The 25,881-nt window shown below is 62.4% G+C and carries 20 protein-coding genes and 2 pseudogenes; 17 read left to right on the forward strand and 5 right to left on the reverse strand.

Features of this window, described 5'->3' with window-relative positions:
- Window positions 1-40: 40 nt before the first annotated feature.
- The 5 genes from M2351_RS27360 to M2351_RS27380 are packed head-to-tail and all read right to left on the reverse strand — an operon-like array spanning window position 41 to window position 4,781.
- Window positions 41-1,153: a GNAT family N-acetyltransferase gene (locus M2351_RS27360; protein ID WP_264659208.1), complete on the reverse strand. Its 1,113-nt coding sequence runs from the start codon at window positions 1,151-1,153 to the stop codon at window positions 41-43.
- Window positions 1,150-2,262, reverse strand: a complete 1,113-nt coding sequence (locus M2351_RS27365; RefSeq protein WP_264659209.1) for a polysaccharide deacetylase family protein — start codon at window positions 2,260-2,262, stop codon at window positions 1,150-1,152. The genes M2351_RS27360 and M2351_RS27365 overlap by 4 nt, the downstream gene beginning before the upstream one ends.
- Window positions 2,214-3,161, reverse strand: a complete 948-nt coding sequence (locus M2351_RS27370; protein WP_264659210.1) for a glycosyltransferase family 2 protein — start codon at window positions 3,159-3,161, stop codon at window positions 2,214-2,216. Before M2351_RS27370 ends, M2351_RS27365 begins: the two co-directional genes overlap by 49 nt.
- Window positions 3,162-3,164: 3 nt before the next feature.
- Window positions 3,165-4,283, reverse strand: a complete 1,119-nt coding sequence (locus M2351_RS27375; RefSeq protein WP_264659211.1) for a polysaccharide deacetylase family protein — start codon at window positions 4,281-4,283, stop codon at window positions 3,165-3,167.
- 21 nt (window positions 4,284-4,304) lie between these two features.
- Window positions 4,305-4,781, reverse strand: a complete 477-nt coding sequence (locus M2351_RS27380; protein WP_264659212.1) for a hypothetical protein — start codon at window positions 4,779-4,781, stop codon at window positions 4,305-4,307.
- 560 nt (window positions 4,782-5,341) lie between these two features.
- On the opposite strand from M2351_RS27380, the gene M2351_RS27385 reads away from it, so the two are divergent.
- From M2351_RS27385 to M2351_RS27465, 17 genes and pseudogenes are all read left to right on the forward strand, one after another.
- Window positions 5,342-8,041, forward strand: a complete 2,700-nt coding sequence (locus tag M2351_RS27385; protein WP_264659213.1) for a hypothetical protein — start codon at window positions 5,342-5,344, stop codon at window positions 8,039-8,041.
- Window positions 8,025-8,216 (forward strand): hypothetical protein, encoded by a 192-nt coding sequence (locus M2351_RS27390; RefSeq protein ID WP_264659214.1) that lies wholly within the window; start codon window positions 8,025-8,027, stop codon window positions 8,214-8,216. The genes M2351_RS27385 and M2351_RS27390 overlap by 17 nt, the downstream gene beginning before the upstream one ends.
- A gap of 43 nt (window positions 8,217-8,259) precedes the next feature.
- Entirely contained in the window at window positions 8,260-9,579 is a 1,320-nt protein-coding gene (locus M2351_RS27395; protein WP_264659215.1) for a putative O-glycosylation ligase, exosortase A system-associated, read from the forward strand.
- Between the two features lie 284 nt (window positions 9,580-9,863).
- Window positions 9,864-11,369, forward strand: a complete 1,506-nt coding sequence (locus M2351_RS27400) for an oligosaccharide flippase family protein (protein WP_264659216.1) — start codon at window positions 9,864-9,866, stop codon at window positions 11,367-11,369.
- Window positions 11,370-11,474: 105 nt separating this feature from the next.
- Window positions 11,475-11,651: pseudogene (locus M2351_RS27405) on the forward strand (transposase); the annotation flags it as partial.
- 157 nt (window positions 11,652-11,808) lie between these two features.
- Window positions 11,809-13,008, forward strand: a complete 1,200-nt coding sequence (locus tag M2351_RS27410) for an IS256 family transposase (protein ID WP_264654291.1) — start codon at window positions 11,809-11,811, stop codon at window positions 13,006-13,008.
- A 62-nt stretch (window positions 13,009-13,070) separates the two neighbouring features.
- Window positions 13,071-14,249, forward strand: a pseudogene (locus M2351_RS27415) (IS1380 family transposase); the annotation flags it as partial.
- Window positions 14,250-15,365: 1,116 nt separating this feature from the next.
- A complete protein-coding gene (locus M2351_RS27420) occupies window positions 15,366-16,472 on the forward strand; it encodes a Gfo/Idh/MocA family protein (protein WP_264659217.1) in 1,107 nt (368 codons plus the stop codon).
- On the forward strand, window positions 16,469-17,578 hold the full coding sequence (locus tag M2351_RS27425; RefSeq protein WP_264659218.1) for a DegT/DnrJ/EryC1/StrS family aminotransferase: 1,110 nt from the start codon (window positions 16,469-16,471) through the stop codon (window positions 17,576-17,578). The genes M2351_RS27420 and M2351_RS27425 overlap by 4 nt, the downstream gene beginning before the upstream one ends.
- 110 nt (window positions 17,579-17,688) lie before the next feature.
- On the forward strand, window positions 17,689-18,678 hold the full coding sequence (locus M2351_RS27430) for an NAD-dependent epimerase/dehydratase family protein (protein WP_264659219.1): 990 nt from the start codon (window positions 17,689-17,691) through the stop codon (window positions 18,676-18,678).
- Complete coding sequence (locus M2351_RS27435) at window positions 18,675-19,832, forward strand: DegT/DnrJ/EryC1/StrS family aminotransferase (protein WP_264659220.1); 1,158 nt, start codon at window positions 18,675-18,677, stop codon at window positions 19,830-19,832. The genes M2351_RS27430 and M2351_RS27435 overlap by 4 nt, the downstream gene beginning before the upstream one ends.
- Window positions 19,823-20,941 carry a glycosyltransferase family 2 protein gene (locus M2351_RS27440; protein ID WP_264659221.1) on the forward strand — a complete coding sequence of 373 codons (1,119 nt, stop codon included), beginning with the start codon at window positions 19,823-19,825 and terminating at the stop codon, window positions 20,939-20,941. The genes M2351_RS27435 and M2351_RS27440 overlap by 10 nt, the downstream gene beginning before the upstream one ends.
- 14 nt (window positions 20,942-20,955) lie before the next feature.
- A complete protein-coding gene (locus M2351_RS27445) occupies window positions 20,956-21,456 on the forward strand; it encodes an acyltransferase (protein ID WP_264659222.1) in 501 nt (166 codons plus the stop codon).
- On the forward strand, window positions 21,447-21,836 hold the full coding sequence (locus M2351_RS27450) for a DMT family transporter (RefSeq protein WP_264659223.1): 390 nt from the start codon (window positions 21,447-21,449) through the stop codon (window positions 21,834-21,836). Before M2351_RS27445 ends, M2351_RS27450 begins: the two co-directional genes overlap by 10 nt.
- An 82-nt stretch (window positions 21,837-21,918) precedes the next feature.
- Window positions 21,919-23,613 carry a hypothetical protein gene (locus tag M2351_RS27455; RefSeq protein ID WP_264659224.1) on the forward strand — a complete coding sequence of 565 codons (1,695 nt, stop codon included), beginning with the start codon at window positions 21,919-21,921 and terminating at the stop codon, window positions 23,611-23,613.
- 29 nt (window positions 23,614-23,642) lie between these two features.
- Complete coding sequence (locus tag M2351_RS27460) at window positions 23,643-24,422, forward strand: glycosyltransferase family 2 protein (RefSeq protein WP_264659225.1); 780 nt, start codon at window positions 23,643-23,645, stop codon at window positions 24,420-24,422.
- Between the two features lie 291 nt (window positions 24,423-24,713).
- Window positions 24,714-25,580, forward strand: a complete 867-nt coding sequence (locus M2351_RS27465) for a glycosyltransferase family protein (protein ID WP_264659226.1) — start codon at window positions 24,714-24,716, stop codon at window positions 25,578-25,580.
- Window positions 25,581-25,881 lie beyond the last annotated feature (301 nt).

Below are 25,881 nucleotides of genomic sequence, written 5' to 3' on the forward strand. Positions count from 1 at the left end.
TTTGCGCTCCCAACCCAGGGCAATCGCCCGAACGCGGGGATCAGCGGCTTGCGGCAAACAGCCGGCCGCGGAGACGCTCCAGACGCCACCCCGCCGCCAACGCAACCTGAAAGGCGGTGGCTTGCGGCGTGGCGCGCGTCCACAGGCCGCGGGTGAATGTGTGGCACTCGTTGGCAAAGTCCCGTTTGGCCTGGGTGTCGCCGGCGCCGCGGTCGATCAAGGTGATGCCAAGATCCGGCGCCATCTGAATGATGGATTTCAGGAGCAAGCGGCCTGGCGAGAACGATTGCAGCTCCGGATTGTAGACCGGGAACCAGTAGTGCAGCGTCCCCCCACACATCAGCCCGAAATGCGACGCCACCCATGTGTCGCCCGCGTGCAGCGTGCTGACCACACCGCGGCACAAGGCGTCGTCGGACTGGGCCAGCTGGGCCAGCAGCTTCCGTGCCGAGGGCGTCGCTAGCGAATCCTTCGCGTTGGTCCGCTCATACTGCTCGCGCTTGCGGGCCAGCAGGAACTCCAGATGGGGCAGGGGGGTGGCGTGGCGAAAGACAAAGCGCAGTTCACCATTGGCGGCCACGAGTTTGCGTTCGCGCCGTTCCGTATCATTCACAAAGCGCTTGTCGGAGCGGCGGAGCTCCTCCCAATAGGGTTCGCCGCCCGCTGGCATGCGGATGCGCAGGCCGGTTTCCGGCTGCTCGCCTTGCAGGCCGTGGACAGCCTGCGCCTCGTCAAGATGCGTGAAGAACAAGGCGTTGAGGCGGCACGACCGAAGGAGTTCGGACGCGGTCAGCACAAGCTGGGGGGCCGCCAACAGGCCAAAATAGTCGCTCAGCTCGCCGCCAAGCCGCTCCGCCAAACCGAGCAAGCGGTGTGTCGGGCTGCGGAACTGAAAGGGGAAGAAGCCCAGCGCCTCGTTTCCGCGCGTCAGAACGCACACGCGCACCGCATGGAACACCTCGGCGCAAACGCGCGCGTAGGCGAAGGTGAGGAAGGGGCTGGCCAACAGCGGGTTGGCGACGCACAGTTCGTTCCACCGGGCGACTTCCGAGGGGGTCAGGTCGGCAGGGGACACAACGTGCGCCCCCAGAGGGCGAGCGGCGAAGGCGGCGTTTGCCGTTCTGATGCCATCGCCGATTTTGACGTGAGTCATGACGCCTCCTGCTGTGCGGCGGCCAGACGACCGGGGAACGATGCGGCCGTGATGCCCGGGGGGCGCTGCGGCCGGGTGAACAACCACGTGGCCAGGCGATCGGGACTCAACGAGCCATCCGCAGCGACGATTTGGTGGGCCGGAATGTCAACGCGCCCGAGCACGTCGCCAGAAAGGGCACCGTCCACCGTGGCGTTGAGCCAAGGCTCGCTGGTAAAGATCAGCTGAAAGCCGACGGCTCGTGCGGCTTGGGCGACCTCCGCCGACCAGCGGCCATGCGGACAGGCGAGGGTTTGCGGTCGTCCCGCACCGTCGTTCCACAGCCCGGCCAGAGCCGTTCGCGCCCGCGCCAAGTCCGCGAAAGGGGAGGGCAGAAAGGACAACGGCATGTGCGAAGCCCCGTGCGCCCCCACCGCGATTCCGTCGCTCGGCAGGCGCCGCACCATGTCGAGCGTCATCATGTGGCGTTGTGCCGCCGTGTCAACGAACGGGGCAAGCGCGCGGGCGCGTGCCGCGGCATCGCAGTCATGAAAACGCAGCAGCAGACGCAATTCGCGATCGGGCCCAGCCGGTATCGGTGCGGAAGGGCCGGGCAGCAAGCGCCACAAGGCCTCGTAGGACACGTGCCCCTCGCGCAAGGGACGCAACAGCGTTTCTTGCCACCAGCACGGCGACGGGTCGGCCACGGCGTCCGTTGCGACGAAAACCGTCGCAGGCAGCCCTTCCTGGCGCAGCAAGGGCAGCGCAACGCAAGCGTTATCAGCCCACCCATCGTCGAACGTGATAAGGAGCGCGCGCTCCTTCAGGCGCCGCCGACTGGAGCGTGCGGCCAGGACTTCGGCCAAGTCGACCACATTGTAGTGTTGCCGGAAGAAGCGCAGGCAGGCCGCAAACAAATCGGCCGATACCGTGTATTCCGGGTCCGCGCCCACCAGCCGGTCCGCCGGCAGGACGCGATGGAACATCACAACGGTCAGGGTCGCGGCGTTGCGCCGCCGATGATAGGCCGCCAACGCGCCCGACGCGTACGCAGCGTTCCGAATGGCTTGGCGTATTGCGGTCATTGGTGTGCCGAGGAAGCGCGGCGGATGGGCATTTTCACCATCCAATTCTTCAACCAGCGCATTGGCGGCAGGCTCTTGGCCAAGAACAGCAGGCCTCCCACGGGCTCATAGCCAGCAAGGACGGAGCGCAGCGTCAACGTGATGCCGACCCGATACATCCCACGCCCGCAGGCTTGCCGGCCAACATGACCTAGCCGACGCCCAATGATCCGATTGTACTCGCGCCGGGGCAGGTCGCTCTGCCTGGTCCGCAGGTGCTGCATGATCATCGGCAGCGTGTAGGTCAGCTGATCGGTGACGTTGTCCCCGCTCGACAGGCTGTTCGGCATCATGTGGACCAGCACGAGGCATTCATCCACGTAGGCCACCTCACCCTTCATGGCGAGTTTGAGCCACATGTCCTGATCCTCGGCGACCTTGAGCGCCGGATTGAAGCAGCCGGCATCGCGCAGCGCTTCGCGGTAGGTCAGAACGCTCGGGGTCGTGATGAAGTTGTAGGCCAGCAAGGTGCGCCAAGCGTCAATGCCGGTGGCTGGCTTGAGACTGCCATACACATTTCCCAAGTTCGCGCCGTTCGGGGCAATGAGGCTGGACCGGCAGGACACCAAGATGGTTCGCGGGCGTTTGGCGAGCTCGGCCACTTGCTTGTGCAGCTTGCCGGGCAGCCACTCGTCGTCCGCGTCGAGAAAGGCGATGAGATCGCCGCGTGCCGCGCCAATCCCCGCGTTGCGCGCCCCGGCCGCGCCCCGGCCGGGCTTCAGCGAGATCAGCCGCACGCCACGCCCGGCGTAGCGCTCCACCACGGCAGTCGTAGCATCCGTGCTGCAGTCGTCAACGACGATGATGTCCAGCGCGTCGTAACCCTGGGCAAAAATCGAATCAAGCGCCCTTGCGATGGTCGTGGCGGCGTTGTGAGCCGGAATGACAACGCTAATAAGCTGCATCACTCACATCCCCCTCGGTGCGATTGGCGAAGCGGTGTGCGTGGTTGGGGGGCCACCGTCGCCGGCTTTCAGCAGATCAAAGATCTCCAACGGGGTTGCGCACCGGCCGCCCAGGTCTTCGGTGAAGAAGGCCAAAAAGCCGTCCAGGGTGCGCAAGAACGCCTCCAGCTCCCGGTTGTTGCTCACATACGGCGTGTTCCCGGGCTGCAATGATGGGCTGTGATAGCTCAAGGTGAACAGCCGCTGCCCACGCGCCAAAAGACCGCGCGTCAACCGGCGCATCGCCTCCAGGCTGACGCCTTCCGGCGACAGTGTGATGCGCTCAATCAGATTGCTGCGCGCCAGGACCGCGGGCAGATGCAGGCGCGCGAGTGCCGATCGGCTGGCGAACTTGAACAATGTCGGGCACTTCGCCGCCAAGCCGCCAACCAGGGCACGGGTCACGGGCAGCTCGAGCATGCGGTGCCCTGTGCCAAACCAGAAGGGTTGGTAATCGAAGTCGGAGAAGTCCGGTCCACCCTGAGCCCGATAGTTGCTGCGGGGCATCAAGCTGGTGTCGACCAGAAAGCCCAGGTCGGCCAGGATCCCCGCCGTGTTTGGCCCGATGCCGTAGCGTCCCGCCTTGTAAACCTTGGGCGCGCTGCCGAAGCGCTTGGTGATGCGGTCGACGAGCGTCTGGACCTTTTGCCGCTCGATTCCAGGAGGCAGATTGCCGGCAAACGAGGCGGACGGGTTCAGGGGCTCGCGATAGGGCGGCGTGACCCAAGGATGGAGTTGCGCGCCGATTGTGCAGCGGCCGTCCTGCAGCAATTCCAAAAGGATGCCTGACGCGGTCGTGTCGTCCACCACCGGACAGGTCAGCAGGTAGGCGGGACAGACCCCGTACTTTTCAAAGATTCCGTGGGCCCGGTGCTGCGCGCCGATTGAGGCGACGCTGGTGTTCTGGCGCGAGAAGGATTTGGCCCAGTTGAAGTCTTCTTCGGCGTCGATGATGACGCAGAGGATTGGCGGCCCGTCTGGGGGAGCGACGGCCGTGGATGCCGGGAACAGGGGCGTCGTCCGGCTGAAGGGGGAGGAGAGGAGAGAAGCCTCGCCAACCGCGCTCACGAGTTGGAAGCTCATGGCAGCATGCCTCGTGGCCTTTCACAGGCTGGCAAGGATGCGGTCGAGCATCGGGCGCAGGGCATCCTGGGAAGCATGAACCCAGAACGCAAGCAGCATTAGCCCCGCGGCGACGCCCGTCGTGGCCACGGCGCCCCACGCTGGCCGGGGCTTCCGGCGGTGCGGGGCCTGCTCCGTGGGCGTGGTGATGGCGGCCCTGCGGGCGGCGATTCGGTTTTCCAGAAAGGAAAGACGCTCCAGCAGAACCGACTGCGCGGCCTGGTTCGCCTCCACGGCTGTGGTCAGCCGCTCGAGCGTGTCGCTGATCCGGGCGAGCGCCGTGGCGGTCTGCTCGGTGTTCCGCTGAAGCGGCATCGCATGGCTTGTCCAAAGGTTCAGTGTCTGCCGGACCTCTTCGAGCAAGGCAGTGTTCTGAATCCGTGCGCTTTGGGGCTCCTCGCCGCACCATGAGACCTGGCTCAAGCGCCGACGCACTTCCGCCACCAGGTCTTCAAGCATCCCACCCTCCCGGTGGTCGGCGCGTTCCGTCCCATCCATCCTGTTCCCGCCTTTCTGGTTTTGCTTCAGCCCGCGCGGAAAGACTGTGCTCTGTGGACTCAGCGACGGCGTTTCACTCTCGGCCCCTCTCAGCGCCGAGGGTTGTGGGCACATACCCATCACCTGTTGCAGCACGGGTTTGGGGCTAACCACTCGTTGTTTGTGCGAGCCGGCTGGTCAATATACGCCCAGTAATGCAAAGCACAGACGGCGTTGTCGACGTCGCGTCCGCCTGCCCTCTTTTTGGGTAGATTGCGCAAAAAGAGTTACCCAAAAAGGGAAAAACGGACGAAGGCGCGGCCATTCGCGGGCCCTGAGGTTTGCCGACGTTCCCCTCCTTGCCCACTAAGCCGTCTGGGGCGGCTTTCAGCAAATGGATTAACACAAATTAGCAGAAATCCTTACCACATTACCGAATGATCGAGGTAGTGCGCGGCAGCATGCTGATCCGCGGCGAACTCCGCTGCGCTCCCGCCTGTCCACGGAGCGGGGGATTCCGCAAGGAAAGGCGTCGCTGTGTTATGACCGCCATCGATCACGATCACGGCACCTCTTGGGACAGCCTGCTGACCCTCTGGTATGGGTGTGCCCGTCGTCGACCACCGGAAGCCCACGGCGCGCGACCGCGAAAGATCGCGCCTTTGGGCACCGCGACCACCTCTACGACCGAGCGTCGGCACGTCCGCCTTCTGAGTGTGCTGGGGCTTGCCGTTGGTCTCGCCATGCTGGTGGCGAGCGGGGTGTCGGCGCAGCAGTTGCCGCCCGCCCCAGGAAAGCCGCCGGTGGTGCGGCGCAACGCGGATGGAGAGATTGTTGTCCTGCCGCCCCCCAAGATAACGGCGGCACCCCAGGTGAAAGCACAACCCGCAGCCCTTCCGGCGGCCGAAGCGCCGCCCGTTTATGCCACGCCTCCTGTGTGTGCGCCAAAGGCCTTGACGTGCATCGAAGCGGTGGGAGGTTCCCAAGCACAGCGCCACGTACCGCTCACGGTCGGGCAGCCCTTTCGCGCGGGCGACGTCCCCAAGGGAGCGTCTCTCATCGCGGAGGACAGCCGCGGTGGATCGCTGCCGGTGCAGATCGATCAACCGGCCACTTTTGCTGATGAGTCGCTGCGCTTTGCCGTGCTCTCCACCGTGCTCCCCTCTCTGCCGGCGCACGGACGAGAAATCGTCAATTTCTTCGTGGGCACGCCGGCCGGCGGCACGGGCACAGCGGTACCGACACCGGACACCAAGATTGAGGCGGTGGCCAGTGTCTACGCCGCACAAGTGAGCCTGATCACCTTCGGCAACCGAGCCGGTCTCACACCGGGCGTCCCGTTCTTGACCGGAGAACAAGTGACCATCGCGCTCGGTGACGCGCCGGAGGACCGCTACACATTGACCATTTCGCCCGATATGGCGGGTGGGGCCCATCCGACCCTGCGCCGGATTGCCGAAACCTTTCTCACTCTCATCAATCAAGGCCGCAGCTTCCGCGCTTACAAGCTCGGAGAGGGCGGCGGTTACGAAAACCTGTGGGTCACAACCCGCGAACAGCCCGGGCGAGCCTTCCGGGTGCGTTTTCTCTACACCGGTCAAGCGCACCTGCGCGCATCCGTTTTGCAGGAATGGCAGCCGTCACGCCGTTTCGTCGCGTCGGCCAAGGCGGGCGACACCGCACACGCGTGGCTCAGCGGTTCGGTCGTGTCGGAAACCACGCAGACGGTGCCATTTGTCGAGGAGGCTACGGGCACTCCCCATCCGCAGCTCACGGCGCGCTTTGCCGTCCGTGCGTACGCCGGCGTCCGGGCGGTCCGTGTCGACACGACGGTTGAGAACGCCTGGACCCACGAACCGGGCGCCGGCAATCTCTCCTACGACATGGCGCTTCTGCTGGACGGTGCCGAAGCGTTCCGCATCCGGAACGTGACGCACTATCACCACGCGCGATGGCACACGGTTCGTTGGGCGGGAGAGGCCCCGACCGTCCATGTTCGGCACAACGCCCCCTACCTGTTCAAAAGCCGGGCGGTCTGGAACTACAACACACGGGTTGCCATTCCAGAAGCGGTGCTGGCTGCCGAGGAGCAAGCTCTGGCGCGCGCCGACACCGGCCCAATGGGCGCCGCAACCATCACGACCTACATGCCGATGACCGGTGGGCGCAGCGACATCGGCCCGCTGCCGCGCTGGACGGCGCTGTACCTCCTGACCCAAGACCGTCGAGCCAAGGCCTTGATGCTGGCCAACGCCGACGCCGGCGGCGGCGCGCCCATCCATTTCCGCGATCGCCAGACCGATCAGCCCATCAGCTTGGAAAGGCACCCTAATCTGTTCCTGGTGCCGGGCCAGCCAGGCCCGGATGCCATCCCTGCGATGAGCAACGCGGACACGCCGTGGGCGCCCGATGTGTCGCACCAGCCCTCGCTTGCTTACGTTCCCTACTTGGTCACAGGCGACAAATACTACCTTGATGAGCTGATGTTCTGGGCCAACTGGACCGTAGGCGTCCACCGACCGGAGTATCGTGGAGGCGGCTTGGGGCTGCTCACCGATGAGCAAATCCGAGGTCAAGCCTGGGGGCTGCGCGGACTGGGCGAAGCGGCGCATGCGCTGCCCGATCGTCATCCCATGAAGGGATATTTCGCGCGCATTCTGGCCAACAATCTCGGATGGTATGTGAACACCTACCCCCGCAATCCGGACCGGCTTGCGACCTCTCCGCTTGGCTGGGTGGAAAAGAACGACGCCATTGGCGTCACCGGCCCGTGGCAAAACGACTTCCTCGCGATCGTGATCGGTTGGCTGGCCGAGACCGGCGAACCGCTGGCCGCGGAGTATTTTCGATGGCTGAGCCGCGCCACGGTGGGGCGGTGGACGCACGAAGCGCACGGGTATTGCCGGGCGCAGGCTCCGGCCTACTACATCAAAATTCGCGGGCCCGACAACCGGTTCATTGCCGACTGGGGAGAGCTGCACCGGCTGAATTGGCCCGAGGTGCGTGGCTGCTCAGGCGCCATCACCGAAGGATTCCCGAATGCGCCAACGGGCTACGTCGCCGTCTCATTGGCGATGTTGGCGGTCGCCGCGGACCAGGGCGTGGACGGCGCCGCGGCGGCCTATAACCGGCTGCGCCAGGACACCGCCATGACCTTCGCCACCGATCCCACGTGGGCGATCGTACCACGCCAGTCCACTGACTCTGGAGGCCCGCATGGAGTGGATGCCGCTGTTCGCTAACTTCTCCGCCCTTGTCGTTTGCATCTACTGGTTTGGCCGCAACGACCGCCGTGACAAGGAGGCCGGAACGGTGGGGCTGTTCCGCTTCACCGTTGCCAACGCCACCGTCCAGACCGAAACCGAGCGCCCACGGTCCACGCGGCGGAGCGGCCCACCCCGGAAAGGCCGCCCCTGACCCGCCGGTTGCCCTCTGCCCGCGCCCGCAATGGATTGAGTCGATGCGTGATATTGTCTTTTTGTGCTGTATGGTTGCCACGCTGCCCTGGGCGTTTGCGCACGCGTACATTGGGAGCTTGCTGTGGACGTGGACGGCCCTGCTGACGCCGTCGACCTATCTGTACAGCTTCATGGGCGGGGTGCCGCTCAATAAGCTTGCGGCGGGCATCACCGTGCTTGCCCTGTTGCTCAATCGACAAGGCGCCGTCATCCGCCTGGGCAGCACAGCCTATATGCTGATCGGGCTCGTGCTGCTCGGCGGGGTGTCCATGATGAGCGGAGGCGTCGTGCCTGACGCCGGCTGGGAGATCTACGATCGACTGGTCAAGACGGTGCTGCTGTTCCTGGTGCTGACCGCACTCATCAACACACGGCTGCGCTTGCACATGTTGCTTTTGATCATAGCGCTCAGCATCGGGTACAACGGCCTCAATGAAGGTTTGAAGGTCATCGTGTCTGGGGGGGCGTACAAGCCCGAAGTCCCGCTTCTTGGCGACAACAACCATTTCGCCGGCGCAATCTTGATGGTGATCCCGGTGATCGGTTACCTCTATCGCTACAGTGAGGAAAAGTGCGTCAAACTGGCGCTTTTCGGCACCCTGCTGCTGTGCACGGTGTCCGTCATCGGCACCTACTCACGAGGGGGCTTCATCGGTCTGCTGGTGATCACGTTCAGCTACATCATGACAACCCGGCGCAAGATTGCCAACTTGGTCGCCTTGGCCGCGCTCGCCGGGCTGTTGCTGCTGATCACTCCCGACTCTTGGTTCGAGCGCATGAACACGATTCAGGACGCCGGCGAGGACTCGTCCTTTATGGGGCGGGTGGTCGCGTGGAAGATCAGCACACTGATTGCGCTTGATCACCCCCTGGCTGGCGGCGGATTTCGGGCCGTCCAGACCGGTTATTTCTGGCATATGTACAGCCAGAAATTCCATCTTCTTGATTTCATCCCCACTCCGGAGCCACTGTCCAGGGCGATGGCCGCGCACAGTATCTTTTTTGAGGTTCTGGGCGACTTGGGTTTCACTGGGCTTTTCCTTTTCGTTGGCGTCATCGTCACGGTAGTGCGGAGCTTGTCTAGGGTGCGGGGCCTCACGAGGGGGCAGCCAGAGCTTGCCTGGGCCTTTCATTTGGCCGGCGCTCTGCGCTTGAGCGTGCTGGTGTACACCGTCACGGGCGCGGCGCTCAGCCTTGCTTACTTCGAGTTCTTTTACGTGCTCTGCGCGGCAGCGGCATCGCTGCGCTGCATCGTGGAGGGACAGCCAGTCACCGCCCGCAGCCCGGGCAAGCCCTTGGCAGCGGCGCCGGCCAGGACGTAACGGTCATACGGCGCGTCCGCATTGTGCGTTGTCATACACGTAATACACGTAATAGCACCAAAACACGATGCTCAGGTTTTTGTCAGTCCGACTTTCATCCTGCTTGCGGAAGCTGTGTTGATGCGCAAACTCGGCACAACGGCACGAAGAGCGGGCGGATAAAACCTCGCCTTGCCTAACGCTTTGATCCGCATCCTTGGGCCCTCACGGCAGAACGCAACCTTTCGCGCGCGGGCTGTGCGACGCGTGTCAGAGAATCGCAACGTTTCGAGAGGTTTGACCCCGTGTCTGACAGCAAGCTGAAACAGAAGGTTGCAATCGGTGCTGGCTGGATGATTTTCCTGCGCTTGGCCAGCCGCGGTGTTGGCATCGTCAGCATGCTCGTGATGGCGCGATTGCTGCTGCCGGATGATTTTGGCCTGGTCGCCCTCGCCACGACCATCGCGGGCGCGGTCGAAGCGCTTGGAATGATCGGACTGCAGCTGGCGCTCATCCGCGAAAACGGCGTGAATCGTGATCTTTACGATACGGCGTTTACCATGACAGTGATTCGCGGCGTTTTGACGGGACTGATCGTTGCGGCGAGCGCCCCCGTCGTCGCGAGCTTCTTCGCCGACGACCGGCTGACGGCCGTTCTCTTCGTGATCGCCGCGGGGGCGGCGCTGCAAGGTTTTGAGAACATCGGCACCGTCGCTTTCCGCAAAGACCTGGCGTTCGACCGCGAGGTGGTCCTGTTCATGACAGCCCGCGTGTCAACCTTCCTCGTGACGCTTGTCTGCGCTCTGGCAACCCACAGCCATTGGGCGCTGGTGGCCGGCATCTCCGCCTCGCGCGTGGTTCGTGTGGTCATGAGCTACAGGATGCATCCCTATCGCCCGCGCTTTACGCTGATAGCGTGGAGGAGACTGATTAACTTTTCCGTGTGGATCTGGGTTGCCAGTGTTGCCGGCTTTCTGCGTGATCAGGCCGATGCCTTCGTCATCGGACGTTGCTTGGGAATGACGCAGGTCGGCGTCTTTCGGCTTGGCACGGAAATCTCCAGCCTCACCACCAGCGAGTTGGTTCAGCCTATCTGCCGCGCCTTGCTGCCAGGCTTCTCAGCCATGCACAATGCAGGCCGGAACGTGTCGGACAGCGTCGTGGAATCCTTCTCGGCGGTTTGCCTTCTCGTGTTGCCGGCCGCCCTTGGTCTGAGTTTGGTGGCTGCCCCTCTTGTTCACTTGGCCCTTGGCCCGAATTGGTCCGAAGCCGTGCCGGTCATCCGGATTCTCGGGATGTTTGTCATTTTCCATGTGGCGAGCGAAATCGGCGCGGTGGCGCTGCTCACGCTGGGCCGCCCAGACGTTACGGCGTGGATCGCGGTGGCCGCAACACCGATGCGGCTGGCGTGTCTCATGGTGGGCATCGGGACGTTCGGTCTTGCGGGGGGAGCATGGGCGCTTGGGATCGGTGCCGGACTGGAGGGGATTGTCTTTCTCTTTCAGATGGAACGGCATTTGCCCGGCGTTCTCCCGGGCATTGCCGCTTCTGTTGGGCGCACGGCGTTGGCCAGCGTTGCCATGACAGGAGCGTTGCTGATCATCAACGGCGGCCCCATTTTGGCTGGCACCGACGCGGTGGCTTCGGCCGCCCTGCTGTTCGGCAACGTCGGCTTCGGGGCGGTGGTGTTCGCCATTGTCCTGTTGGCTCTGTGGCTTCTCGCGGGCCGGCCCGCAGGGCCGGAGGCAACCCTCATTCGCGCGGTCCGCAATCGTTGGACACCGCGCCGCGTGGAGAGCCCCGCGCCCTAGCCGGGAAAATTCACGAGGGTTGGCGGGTGTAGCGGTATCCGATGAGCGGCCGTAGGATTTGGGTGCTGACGCCAACTCCTGCCGTTTTCGGAGCGCCCACCCGCCATGGTTGATCCTACGCCGACGCTGCCCGGTCTGTCACCCCTGGCTGGAAAGCCGGTGATCGGGCGCTTTGATGGCGGCCGCTTGTCCTCCGATGGTGGGCTGCTGGTTCTGCGCGAGGTCGAACAGCGGCTACGCGTGGCCGAACGGCTGGCCGCCTGTATCGAGGATCCGCGCGATCGCGTCCCACCGCGTGGTGTCTGAGGCGTGAGGCTGGCCCGCCGGAGCGCTCCCCCATAGCTGGCGCAGGCGGGCCGGCCGTTCGGGAGCGGCGGTCACCGTGTTCTTCGGCTAAGTTGAGGTTGCTTAACGACCATCAACCAAGACGGAGACCACGATGACCGAGGACAGGATCGCTCTTCAGGAGCTGATTGGGAAGAGCGCCGATGCCGACTTTCTGCGCGAGATGGTCGGCTTCGCCGCCCAGCGCCTGATGGAGCTGGAGGTGGAGAGCCTGTGCGGCGCCGGGTATGGCGAACGCAGCGAGGACCGCCAGACCAAGCGCAACGGCTACCGGGAGCGGACCTGGGAGACGCGCGCCGGGGCCATCGACCTGCGCATCCCCAAGCTGCGGCGCGGCTCCTACTTCCCGGCCTTCCTGGAGCCGCGCCGCACCGCGGAGAAGGCGCTAATCGCGGTGATTCAGGAGGCCTACGTGCAGGGCATCTCGACGCGCAACGTCGATGATCTGGTCAAGGCGATGGGCATGACCGGCATCTCCAAGAGCCAGGTCAGCCGCCTGTGCCAGGACATCGACGAGCGCGTGCAGGCGTTCCTGAACCGGCCGCTGGAAGGCGACTGGCCCTTTGTGTGGCTGGATGCGACCTACGTGAAAGTGCGCCAGGACGGCCGCATCGTCTCGCTCGCCGCCATACTGGCCATCGGCGTCAACAGCGATGGCCGGCGCGAGGTGCTGGGGCTCGGCCTCGGGCTGTCGGAAGCCGAGACCTTCTGGACCGATTTCCTGCGCACCCTCACCCGCCGGGGCCTACGCGGCGTAAAGCTGGTGATCGCCGATGCGCATCTCGGGCTGAAGGCCGCCGCTTCCAAGGTGCTGGGCGCCACACTTCAACGCTGTCGTGTTCATTGCATGAGGAATCTCCTCGCCTGCGTCGGCAAGGCGCACCAGACGATGGTCGCGGCCACCATTCGCACCGCCTTTGCCCAGGAGACCGCTGAGGCGGCGCATGAGCAGTGGCGCCGGGTGGCCGACAGCCTGCGGCCGCGCTTTTCCAAGCTGGCGGCGCTGATGGACGAGGCGGAGTTCGACGTGCTGGCCTACATGAAGTACCCCAAGGACCTGCGCACCAAATTGCACAGCACGAATCCTCTGGAGCGGCTGAATGGCGAGATCAAGCGGCGCACCAACGTCGTCGGCATCTTCCCTGGCGAAGGGGCGGTTGTGCGCCTCGTCGGCGCCTTGCTGCTGGAGCAGCATGATGAATGGGCGGTGGCCCGGCGCTACATGACCATGGAAAGCCTGGCCGAGCTGTGCCACCCTCACACCCCTGATCCGCTGTCCATCGCAGCGGAGTAGACCGGCGGCCTCAACCCGCCGAAGAGCACAGAGGCCCCCTCAGACACCACGCCTCGGGGCACGATCATCCGCGCGATCCCGCGCGCACCGTGCATCCGTTGGCTGACATCATCGGCTTCCGCCTGCTGGCCATCGCGGCGGGCTACGAGGACGGCAACGATGCCGACAGTCTGCGCTCCGATCCGCTGTTCAAAATGGCCCTGGAGCGGCTGCCGTCCGAGCGCGACCTGTGCTCGCAAGCCACCATCTCGCGCCTGGAGAACCTGCCGGATACCCGTGCCTTGCTGCGCATGGGCCGGGCCATGGTTGATCTCTACTGCGCGTCGTTCCGCCACGTGCCCAAGCGCATCGTGCTGGATGTGGACGACACCTTCGACGCGGTGCATGGCGGCCAGCAGTTGCGCCTGTTCAACGCCTATTACGACGAGTATGGCTTCCAGCCCTTCGTCGTGTTCGATGGCGACGGCCGCTTCGTCACCGCCGTGCTGCGCCCGGCCAAGCGGCCCAAAGGCACCGAGGTCCGGGCCTTCCTGCGCCGCCTGCTGCGCGCCATTCGGGCGAACTGGCCGCACACCGAGATCCTGCTGCGCGCCGACGGCCACTACGCCTGCCCGGAGGTGCTGGACTGGTGCGAGGCCGAGAGGATCGACTACGTGCTGGGCCTGCCGACCAGCCGCACCTTGCGCCGTCACGTCACCACGTTGGAGGCCAGCACCGCCGCCCGCTTCCAGGCCACGCCCGGAGCCGACAAGGTGCGCCGCTTCAAGGAATTCTATGACGGCGCCAGCACCTGGAGCCGGGTGAGGCGCATCGTCGCGCGCGTCGAGGCCGGAGGCCAGGGCACCGACACCCGCTTCATCGTCACCAACCTGCGCCATGGCACGGGACGCTGGCTGTACGAGGTTTTGTACTGCGCGAGGGGACAGGCCGAGAACCACATCAAAGCGTGGAAGGCCCACCTCGCCGCCGACCGCACCTCCTGCACCAAGGCGATGGCCAACCAGTTCCGCCTCTTTCTGCACGCCGGGGCGTACTGGCTGCTGTGGAGCCTGCGCTCACTGATGCCCAAACGCTCCCGCTGGCGCACGGTGCAGTTCGACACCTTGCGTCTGCGTTTGGTGAAGATCGCCGCGCGGATCGTGGAGATGAAGACGCAGATCAAGGTCCACCTGCCGACCAGCGCCCCCGATCAGGCGATCATCCATCTCGCCCTCGGCCGTCTGCCGCGGCTGATCACTTGAACACCGGGGCAGCGTGCCCCAGCCGTCACCCACTCCCGTCCACCGCCAACTCCACCGACCTCACGCCGCCAGCAGCGCGGCGACTGAGGGCGCATGCCCCTGCAACCCCACGCTGAACATCTCCGCTCGGTGGCCTGGCCGCGCCTCACTCCGGTGCATAAAGGCGGCTAGCTGCGGCGCTTCCCGTTGCGAGCGGGCACTCCGCGATGGACGGCCGTTGACGGACACAGGCCACCACCGGCGTCCACCGGGCGACGCGGTCCGCCGTCCGCGCGTTTGCCGAACAGCCCTCGGCAAGGGCATAGCGCCGGGTTTCCAATGGCCGCCTCAAAAAATCGGACACCCGCAGGGGGCGCAGGCGGTTCCCGGGCTCCGATGGAAGCGTGTCTTCGATAAATTTCCGGCAGCGAGGCCATCCTTCTTGCCCGAGAAGGAGCAGGCCGTCGCTGTCTCAGCAGCCTGTGTGGGGTGTCGCTTCCGCCAGCTGCGCACACTCTGCATCGAGTGCCCGCCAACCTTCAGGCGAGGCCGCACAGCATCTATGGAACCACCGCCTGGCAGATGCTGATGGCGTCGCAGACACTTCAGCCAAGCGTTAGGCGCGCGCCATGGAATGCCCGGAGGTGCCCGGGGACGCCATCAGAAGCCGGAAACATCCCGTCGGAGGGGAGCCTTTCCGTATCGATGCTGGGGCAAAGATTGCCAACGGTCGGCTGGATGCGCCCAATAGGCCCAAAGCCTCTGGGACTTCTGACGATAGTTATTGACCTTCCGGCTCGCCAAGGCCTGCAACCTCTCTTCGATTCTGTCCACTGGATTAACCCCAAAAATGGGGTAGCTGCATGGGAACAACTTTGCGACACTGCTACACATGGTTTCTGGGGATGTTGCTCTTGTGATTGAGATCATCCTCGGCCGTGCCCGCTTCGTCGGCGCCGCATGCGCGCTAGACTAAGTTCAGCATAGAAAGAGCTTAGACCGCATTGTGCCTTTTGTCTGCTGTGCTTCGACGTTTTCGAAGCGCGTGATTCGTGCCGGCTGTTGCTTACCAAAGACTCTTCCAGGTGAAGATTGGCGTCTGCCGAAGTCCGCGCCTCTGTCCTTCAAGGAACAGAGGTGTCGTCACCGGATAACAACACGCCGACAATTCGCCATAACTGTCTATTAACTCTTGCCGAGGGGATTGTTCGCATCATGATTAACGTCGGAATTGTCGGATGCGGCTATTGGGGGCCTAACCTCATCAGAAATTTTTCCGATGTGGATGGCGCGCGGGTTGCCGCCGTATGCGACTTGTCGCAAGACCGGTTGCAGGGAATAAGCCGCCGGATGCCCACCGTGGATACAACCACGAACTATCGAGAGCTTGTGCGCAACCCCGCCATCGATGCGGTTGTCGTCGCAACGCCGGTGTCATCGCACTACCCCATTGCCCTCGCCGCTTTGCAAAATGGCAAGCACGTCCTAGTCGAAAAGCCCATGACCGAGACATCCGACCAGGCGGCGCGGCTGATCGATGAAGCGGCGAAACGCAACTTGATCCTTATGGTCGATCACACGTTTATTTACACCCCTGCGGTCAGAAAAATCAAACAGCTTATCGCAGGCGGGGATATTGGGCATATCCATTATTACGACTCTTTGCGAGTAAATCTGGGTCTGTTTCAAAGAGACGTAAACGTCATTTGGGACCTGGCCGTCCATGATCTGACCATCATCGACCATCTGTTGGGCCCTTCAGTGACGGCCCTTTCCGCCAGCGGCGCCTCGCATGTCCGTGGCAGCCCCGAAAGCATGGCGACCCTCACGCTGTTTTTTGATCAAGGCACAATTGCCCATGTCAACGTGAATTGGCTCGCTCCCGTTAAAGTCCGCCAGCTGCACATTGGCGGCAGCAAGAAGATGATCGTGTACGACGATCTGCAGATCAGTGAAAAGGTCAAGGTGTACGACAAAGGCGTCACCGTCGCCGAAGACACTGACCAGCTGCACCAGCTTCTGATCGGCTACCGGAGCGGGGACATGTGGGCCCCGCAACTTCCGGCTCAGGAGGCACTGCGCATCGAAGCGCAGCATTTCATCGACTGCATCGAAACGCAAAACACGCCCATCACGGATGGGCCTACCGGACTGCGGATCGTGCGCCTGCTCGAGGCCGCCTCGTGGTCCATGGCACAGCGCGGTCAGCCAATTGATCTCCAACTCACCAGGATTGCATCATGATTCCCCTGATCGATCTCCTCGCTCAGTATCGCTCCATCAAGGACGATATCGATCAAGCGGTTCTGAACGTATTGGCGAGCGCGCAATACACCCTCGGTGATGAGGTGACGGCGTTTGAAAACGAGTTTGCCGCCTACTGCGGTGCTCAGCACGCCATCGCCGTGAACTCCGGAACCTCGGCGCTCCATTTGGCTTTGCTCGCCGCTGGCGCGGGGCCGGGGACGGAAGTCATTACGGTTTCCATGACGTTCGTGGCGACCGTCGCCGCCATCCTCTACACGGGCGCCACACCGGTTCTCATCGACGTCGATCCGCGCACCGGCACCCTCGATCCGGCGCTTCTTGAGAAGGCCATTACGCCGCGCACGCGCGCCATTCTGCCCGTTCATTTGCATGGCCAGACCGCCGAAATGGACGCCATTCGTGCGATTGCCCGCGCGCATGGCCTTTTGGTGATCGAGGATGCCGCCCAGGCGCAGGGCGCGGAGTACTACGGCGCCCGCGCCGGCGGCCTCGGGGACATGGCGTGCTTCAGCTTTTACCCAAGCAAAAATCTTGGCGCGTGTGGTGAGGCCGGCGCCATTGTCACCAGCGACAGCGCGCTCGCCGACAAGATCAAGATGCTTCGAGACTGGGGCCAGATGGGGCGCTACAACCACGTTCTGCAAGGCTACAATTACCGGATGGAAGGCATTCAAGGTGCGGTGCTGCGCGTGAAACTCAGGCATCTGGATGCGTGGAACGACGCGCGGCGCCAGCACGCCGCCTTCTACAACGCCAGGCTTGGGACCGCAGGGGTGCGCACTCCTGAGGAGGCGCCTGGCCGGCGTCACGTGTATTACGTGTACGCAATCCGCGTCGCGGAGCGCGATGATGTTCGCGACCGGCTTCTCAAGGCGGGGATCGCCACCGGCGTTCATTACCCAGTGCCGGTGCATCGCCAGCCCGCCTACGCCGAGGCCGTCAAAGTCGTTGGCGATTTGTCGGTGACGGAGCAATTCGCGGCGCAAACTCTGTCCTTGCCTCTGTATCCCGAGCTGGCTCGCGAGCAGCTTGTCCGTGTTTGTGACGCTCTTTTCGACGTCTGCGTGGAACAGCCGGCCTGACGCGGGGCGTCCACCGTTCGCCGGTCATCAAAAAGTGCATGCAGGGGGCAACGTTGGCGGAGGCGCACCGTGCAGGCGCCTCCGCCAACGTCAACAAAGGAGAACGGCTTATGGCAAATCTCGAAGGCAAATCCATCCTCGTGACGGGTGGCGCCGGGTTCGTCGGGTCGCACATTGTCGACTTGCTGGTTGAGGAGCGCTGCCACAAGATTGTCGTCGTCGACAACATGGTGCGCGGTTGCCCGCAGAATCTGGCGCGCGCCATCGCTCAAGGGCCCGTCGAACTCGTCGAGGGCGACATCCGGGACCGGACCACGATGGGGCGGTTGGTTGCCGAAGCCGACATCGTTTTCCACCAAGCGGCTTTGCGGATCACGCATTGTGCCGCCGAACCTCGCCTTGCTTTCGAGGTCATGGCGGAAGCGTCTTTCGACCTTCTGACCATGTGTGCGGAGCATGGTATCGAAAAGGTCGTGGCGGCGTCCTCGGCCTCGATCTATGGCATGGCGACCGCGTTTCCAACCGATGAGAATCATCACCCCTACGACAATCGCACCCTGTATGGCGCCGCGAAGCTGTTCAACGAGGGGCTTTTGCGGTCGTTCAACGACATGTATGGCTTGAATTACGTGGCGTTGCGTTACTTCAATGTTTATGGGCCGCGCATGGATATTCATGGGAAATACACTGAGGTCCTCATCCGCTGGATGGAGCGCATCGCGGCCGGACAGTCGCCCATCATCTTCGGAGACGGCAGCCAGACCATGGATCTCATCCACGTCACAGACGTTGCTCGAGCCAACATCCTGGCCGCCAAAAGCCCCGCGCACGACGACGTGTTCAACGTGGGCAGCGGCACGGAAGTCAGCCTCGCGCAGCTCGCGAAGAGGCTGGCCGTCGTGATGGGCAAGCCGGAGCTTGACTTGGAGTTTGCCGCGGAGCGCAAAATCAATCCAGTTCCGCGCCGCCAGGCGGGAACGCACAACGCGGCACGTCTTCTCGGGTTTGAAGCCAGTGTCGACCTTGATAAAGGTCTGCGCGCGCTCGTGGAATGGTGGGGCCGCGAGCGGCTTTCGGTGCTGGCTGAGGCCGCGCCATGATCCCGATCGCCAAGCCCGTCCTGGGAGACGCGGAGGCCGAGGCGGCGCGCGAGGTGGTGCTGTCGGGCTGGCTCACGCAAGGCCCGCAGGTGGCCGCCTTTGAGCAGGCGTTCGCCGCGGCGATGGGAGCCACGCACGCGTGCGCCGTATCGAACTGCACGACGGCACTCCATCTCGCTCTCTTGGCCGTCGGCGTCACCGCGGGCGATGAAGTCATCGTGCCGAGCCACTCGTTTGTGGCGACGGCCAACGCCGTGCGCTACTGCGGCGCGGAGCCGGTCTTCGTCGACATCGATCCGGCCACCTTCAACCTTGACCCGGCGCTGGTCGAGGCCAGCATTGGTCCCCGAACGCGCGCCATCTTGTGCGTGCACCAGATGGGCATGCCCTGCGACCTCTCGCGCCTGGGGGCGATCGCACGGGAGCGCGGCCTTGCCCTCATCGAAGATGCCGCCTGCGCGGCCGGATCGGAAATCCTGATCAACGACGAGTGGCAGCGGATTGGGCGGCCGCACGGCGACATCGCCTGCTTTTCCTTCCATCCGCGTAAGGTGATCACGACCGGCGACGGCGGGATGATCGTCACTGACAATCCCGAATGGGACAAAATGTTTCGCCTCTGGCGCCAACACGGCATGAGCGTGTCCGATGTTGCCCGGCACGGCGCGCAGGAGGTCGTTTTCGAAAGCTACCCGGTTCTCGGGTACAACTACCGCATGACCGATGTGCAGGCGGCTATTGGCCGCAAGCAACTCGAGCGCCTGCCGGACATCGTGGACAAACGCCGCGAGCGCGCCGCTGCGTACCAAGAGGTTTTGGCCGTCATTCCCGGTTTGGTGTTGCCGACCGAGCCGTCGTGGGCCCGCTCGAACTGGCAAAGTTACTGCGTCCGCCTTCCGGACGGCGTTGATCAGCGGACCACCATGCAGAAGCTGCTCGACCACGGCGTCGCCACGCGGCGCGGAATTGTCTGCGCACACCGCGAGGCGCCTTATGCGCAAACGGCGCTGCGGCTGCCCCTTGGTGAGTCGGAGCGCGCGCAGGACCGCTGCATTCTGCTGCCGCTCTACGCACAAATGGAGACCCGTGACCAGCATCGGGTGGCTGAGGCGCTGTATGATGCCTGCAAAAGGGAGGTGCTGCCATGGATATGAGCCCGCCTTGCCTCCCCACTGCGCGCGACGGCGCGCCGCCCCCCATGGTGTCCATCGTCATGCCGGCGTACAATGAGCAGCGCAACCTCCCCGTTGCTTATCACAGGCTGCGCAACGCCTTCGCGGCCACGGCCCTGACGTGGGAGCTGGTGATTGTCGATGATCATTCATCCGACGACACCTTCCGCGTTGCCTCGGAGCTCGCGGATACGTCCGCCAACGTCCACGTCCTCCGCCTGTCCCGCAACTTTGGATCGCACACCGCCATCGCCTGTGGGTTGGATCGAGCCCAGGGGCAGTGCGTCATCATCATGGCGGCGGACCTGCAGGATCCTCCGGAGACCATTCCCGCCTTGGTCGACCGCTGGCGCGATGGGGCCCAAGTCGTTTGGGCGGTTCGCAGCCAACGCAAGGGCGAGAACCGATCCAGGTTGGCGTTCTCTCGCCTCTACTATTGGCTCATGCGCCGGGTCGTTGGCCTTGCCGATATGCCGCCGAACGGCGCGGACTTTTTCTTGTTGGACCGCGCCGTGGCCGATGCCTTGCGTCAGTTCAATGAACGCAACACCAGCCTTTTGGCCCTGATCACCTGGATGGGCTTCCGGCAGACGCAAATCCATTACGATAAGGAAGCACGCCTGCACGGAACGTCGGGGTGGAGCTTGGCGAAGAAGGTCAAGCTCGTCGTCGATTCTGTGGCGGCGTTCAGCTTTCTTCCCATCCGCCTGATGCTGTCCGTGGGCGTGGCAACGGCCCTCCTTGGCCTGATCTACGCCATGGTCATCGTCATGAACGCCGTTTTCGGCCATCCCGCCGAAGGCTGGTCCTCGCTTATGGTCATCGTTCTGGTGGTTGGCGGGGTTCAGATGCTGATGCTCGGGATGCTGGGCGAGTATCTGTGGCGCGCACTCGATGAAGCCCGCCAACGCCCCCGCTACCTCATCGAGAACGAGCGCAAGAGCCGCGTCGCGGAAGGCACGTTCCACGACGCGCGAACCGCAGACGGCATCCACGAGATACCGCCGGACCGTCCCATGCTCCGCCACGCATCCAGGGGGCCACAATCGCCGCCGCCCGGACCGGACATCCGGTCCCCCTTCCCGCATTGAAGCACGAGGTTCCCATGCCCATCAAAGACGATGTTTCTCTCGACGACACCGTCAAAATCTTTCATCCAAACCTGGTGAACCTCTACGGCTGCACGGTCGGCGCCGGCACCAAGATTGGGGCGTTTGTCGAGATCCAGAAGAACGCGTCCATTGGGGAACGCTGCAAAATTTCATCTCACAGCTTCATTTGTGAAGGCGTTGAGATTGATGATGAGGTGTTCATCGGACACGGGGTCATGTTCACAAATGACCTTTATCCGCGAGCCACAAACGACGACGGACGCCCGCAAACTGAGCAGGATTGGACTCTGGAGCGCACGCACATCAAGGCTCGGGCGTCGATCGGGTCGAACGCGACCATTATCGCCGGTGTGACCATCGGGACGTCCGCACTGGTTGGCGCCGGCGCCGTGGTGACTCGCGATGTGCCGGACTTTGCCATCGTCGCTGGTGTTCCGGCTCGAATCGTCGGTGATGTCCGCCAAAAAGAAGCCAAGGAGACGTCATGTCAGTGACTGGCTTTTACCTCATCATTGCGACCGCGTTCTTTACCCTTTGCGCAAACCTGCTTATGCGCATCGGCATTGATCGCGGCGGTGGCTTCCATCCAACATCGATGCAGGCCGTTTTTATGGATTTTGTTAACCTGCTGTTCCAGCCCCTTTTTGCCATTGGCTTTGTGACTTATTTCGCGGCCGCGTTGGTCTGGTTCCGGGTTGTCGCCTCAGAACCTCTCAGCATCGCCTATCCCATACTCGTCAGTTCTACGTTCATTCTCGTCTCCTGCGCGGCATCACTGCTGTTCGGCGAACCGTTCACGCTGCGAAAGGCGCTGGGGCTTATCCTCATCATTGGCGGCATCATCGCCGTGTCCAGCGCGCCTGCCAATCACTGATAACGAGAACGAGAAGCCTCATCCCGCGCATCGCTGCAGGTCAGTCTGAAAGGCCATCACCAACTCCATAGGCACCCCCATCATGTCTGACATTGTGCCGACTTATTCCCGTGCCTCGCGACCAACGGCATTGAAAGGGATCTGGATAAAGATTGCCGCAGCGTCCGTACTGACCGCGTTCACCGCCACCATGGCGCTTGGCTACTTCCTTCCTGTGTATGCGGATGAAGTGACGTGGAAGCTGCTGCAATCGCGCTATCTGATTGACGGCTTTGTGAATATTACGCTGCTTCCGCAGTGCGGAGCATCGTTCGTTACGGAAGTGCCGTATTTTATGGTTCCGAGCAGGCTGCTTGATGCATTTCTTTTTCAGGATCTCAGCTCGCCGATGAAGCTGCGCATCTATGGGATTGCCGGTTTCCTGGCTTGGTGCGCGGTTATGCTCGTGGCGTTGCCAAAATGCCTGTCGATCCGCATCGATCGCTTTCTTCTGGCATCTGTATTCTTTGGCTATCTCGGTCTTGGAGTGCTGCCGTACATCGTCAGTCTCAGCCGCCCAGAGATCATGCTGCTGTGGTGCTTTTCTCTCTTGTTGGTGATTCCGTTGTATTTCGGACGCCAGGAAAGCCTGCTGCGCCAAGGTGCGTTGACAGCCGGATTTGTGCTGATCGCATCCGTGGCCATAGCGCAACATCCCAAAAGTTTGCTTTTCTTTCCTTTAATTCTGACCAGTTTTCTCGTTGCTGTTCAATCGACAAAGCTGCGGCTGGTGGGCGGATCCGCGCTCCTGTATTTTGCCGCATCGGGCTATTCCTACTGGATGGCGCGCAACACCTGTCCAAGTGATGTCGCGTTTGAGCAGGCCAGCCGGCTTCAATTGGTGCCGCTGTCGGACCTGTTCACAAACCCGGCACAAACCCTCGCCACGTACGCTCACAACGCGATCAAGACGGCCGCGTATTTTTGGAATCTGCGCCATCAAAACATTTATGGCGGAGAACGATGGCTGCCACCGAATGATGTGCCTGGCTGGGTGCTCATGGCGGTAAACATCGCCATCTTTGCTTTCTTCGCCGCGTTCCTGGTTTTCATGCTGGTGGGGGTTTCCTCCTCCGTTGTGACAATGCTGCGGGGCAAACAAGTCAGCGGGTGCGATGTGCGACGAAACGCCATCACGCTGGCCTGTTTGCTGTCCATCGGTGCATTGGGCACCGTCCAAGGATTCAAGCATTTCTACGAGTCCGGGCTGATCATCCCGCTCATCGGGTTGATAATGATCGTAAATATCAATAGCGAAGGTCCGATTTCCGCAAAGGCATGGAAGATTTTCGGAGCGTCGTTGTTGGCGGTGTCCTTCGTGAGCCAATGCGTTCTTTGGTGGAGCCTTGCACCCACGGCCGTTAATGCGACCTCTCCAGGGTATCTGGCCGAGCAGGAAAAATCGGTGTCATTCATTAACTACGACAAAGCGCGCCCAGACATCGCAGAAGCGGCATCGGCCTGCGGCATCAGACCAGAACTGCCCATGAACCATCTTGTGATCGATGACATGACCTATCCCGTGTTCCAGAAGTCTGTACAGCCGTTCCATATATTCTTTATTTCCCAGGTTGGAGGGGCATCGATTTGGAAATCGCAGTCCGCGGACAAGATTGTTAAACTCCTCAAAGATTATCGATCCGACGGGGTGATTGCAGGGTGCCATTCTCTTCCCGCGGATATGCGGCGCCGCGCCACACAGACTGGCCCATTTTGCTGTATGTCTGCGTTCCGCTGACGACTACGGGTGTTGCGAGGGGAAATGTTATGACTGATATGCTTTCCGTGTACATTCTTACACTCAATAGCGAGCGTCGACTGGCGCAAGTTCTGGAATCTGTTCAGAGCGTGGCTGATGAAATTGTCATTGTAGACTCCGGAAGTGCTGATCGGACGCACGCGATCGCTCACTCCTTTGGAGCAAGAGTTCTGGTTCGCACGTTTGACAATTTCTGCAACCAACGTGTTTTCGCTGAGAAAAGTTGTGTTCACCCCTGGGTGCTTGCATTGGACTCCGATGAGGTTCTGTCCCCTGCGCTGCTCGCGAAAATTCGCCAGCTGAAGGCTGTCGATTTCATGTTGGATGGCCGTTCCCCGGACGGCTACAGCATCCGCCGTGAATGGTTCTTTCTTGGAAAACGAGTGCGCACGTTTTATCCCGTCAAAGCTCCGGATTACACCATTAAGCTGTTCCAGCGTGCCAAAATGGGCCACAGCGGAAGCCGAATTATTCATGAATCCATTCAGTGCAATGGCGGTACAATTGCGAATATTCATGAACCTATCTTTCATTACAGCTGTGACAGCGTTGAGGAGCTTTACGGGAAAATAGATCTCTACACTCGTCTGGCTGCGGCTGACATGGCCGCCAATGGAATTCGGGCGTCATGGGTCAAGGTGAATGTTTATCCTTGGCTTCTGTGGATCAAATGGTTCCTCGTAAATGGCGCTTGGCGCGACGGAGAAGTGGGCCGAATCCTGAGCAAGTATGCCCGCGACACGGTCTATCTCAAATACCTCAAGCTAAAACATGATTTCCTAAGCTGAAACATGAATCCCCAAGCTGGTGACGGCGGTGGAACAACGGGCGTTGTTGCGCGCACGTTGGCAACCCGTGATTGGCGGGAGTATGGGTCGGGCGTGATCGAAAGGTTGGAGCGCCTGAATCACGGCAGAAGGCGCGTTTCGGCCGGCCTGGGCGCGCATCGCGGGTCGGGAGGGTAGGGGCAGCCTGGCTGCCAGACGTCATTGGCGTTAATCCGCCTGCTTGTCTGCATTGAGAAATCGATAGGGTTAATCTTTTCCTGAACGCCGAAGTGGAACTGGAGACACTGGATTATGATCACGCAAGGATATCTGACCATTGCTACCGGTCACCCGAAATACTTGGCGATGGCGGCAAACCTGGCGGTGTCCTTGCGACGCTTCGATCCCAAAAGGCGCATCTGTCTTATGCATGATCACGGCACCACGCCGCCGGCGGAACTGCGCGCGCTCTTCGATGATTGCGTGCTGCTGCCCGACGATGATCGCTACAGCGGTTGCGCCAACAAGTTGCGCGTTTACTCCTTGAGCCCGTACGATCAGACAATGTTCGTGGACGCTGATTGCCTGCTGCTCAGCCATGACATCGATCTCTACTGGGACGCTTTGCAGGGCTATGACTTCACCGTTGCCGGAGAGCGTCGGCGCAATGGTTTTTGGAATCAGCTCGACATAGCCGCCGTCTGCGCGCGCTTCGAAATCGACTATATCGTGCAGATGAACAGTGGCGTGTTTTTCTTCAAGAAGACCCCAACGGCCGCTTCCTTCTTTGCTCGTGCCAATGAGTTGTACCTGCACGACCGGGACCGTGTGTCTTACATCCACAAAGGTGCTTCGGGGCAGTATGCAGACGAACCGATTCTGGGCGTCACCATGGGCCTCTTGGGGCTGCAGCCACTACATAAAGTCAACGATCGGTCGTGGATGGTGACAACGTGGCGGGCCTGCGGCTTTCGGTATGATGCCGGATCGGTTCGCTTTTCGCTGCGCAAGTTCAACCGCTTCCTATTCGGCCGCCTGCCGACCGGCTGGGTCTGGCATTCGCCAATGGTCGTTCACTTTATCGGGCTACGACCACGCGGCATGTACCGCCGTCTGGTCCGTCAGCTGCTGCACGAAGCGCGCACCGCCAATTCCAGAGCCACGCAGTTCTCCGGATGAACAGTGCCAGCCAAGCCTATGCGGCTTTGGCTGGCGTTTCGGGCCTGTAAAGCAAGAGGTCAGTTTTCGCTCGCGGCGACACCTAGATTTACGAGGTGACGCCTCCGGTCAACATATCTTCACCGCAAGCTTAGCGCTTTGATGGGGGCATGGGCCGTCTGGACACGGAGGCTCGCATGACCGGTCGAGGAGGTCGAGCAGCGCCAGGGCATCGGTGCTGCGCTTGGTCCGACTGGGGCCATCCGCAAACTCGATGCATGGCGGATGCGGATCAGCGCCGGAATGAGATACCGTCACGCTG

It is taken from the genome of Azospirillum canadense (assembly GCF_025961225.1).
Classification (GTDB): Bacteria; Pseudomonadota; Alphaproteobacteria; order Azospirillales; family Azospirillaceae; genus Azospirillum; species Azospirillum canadense.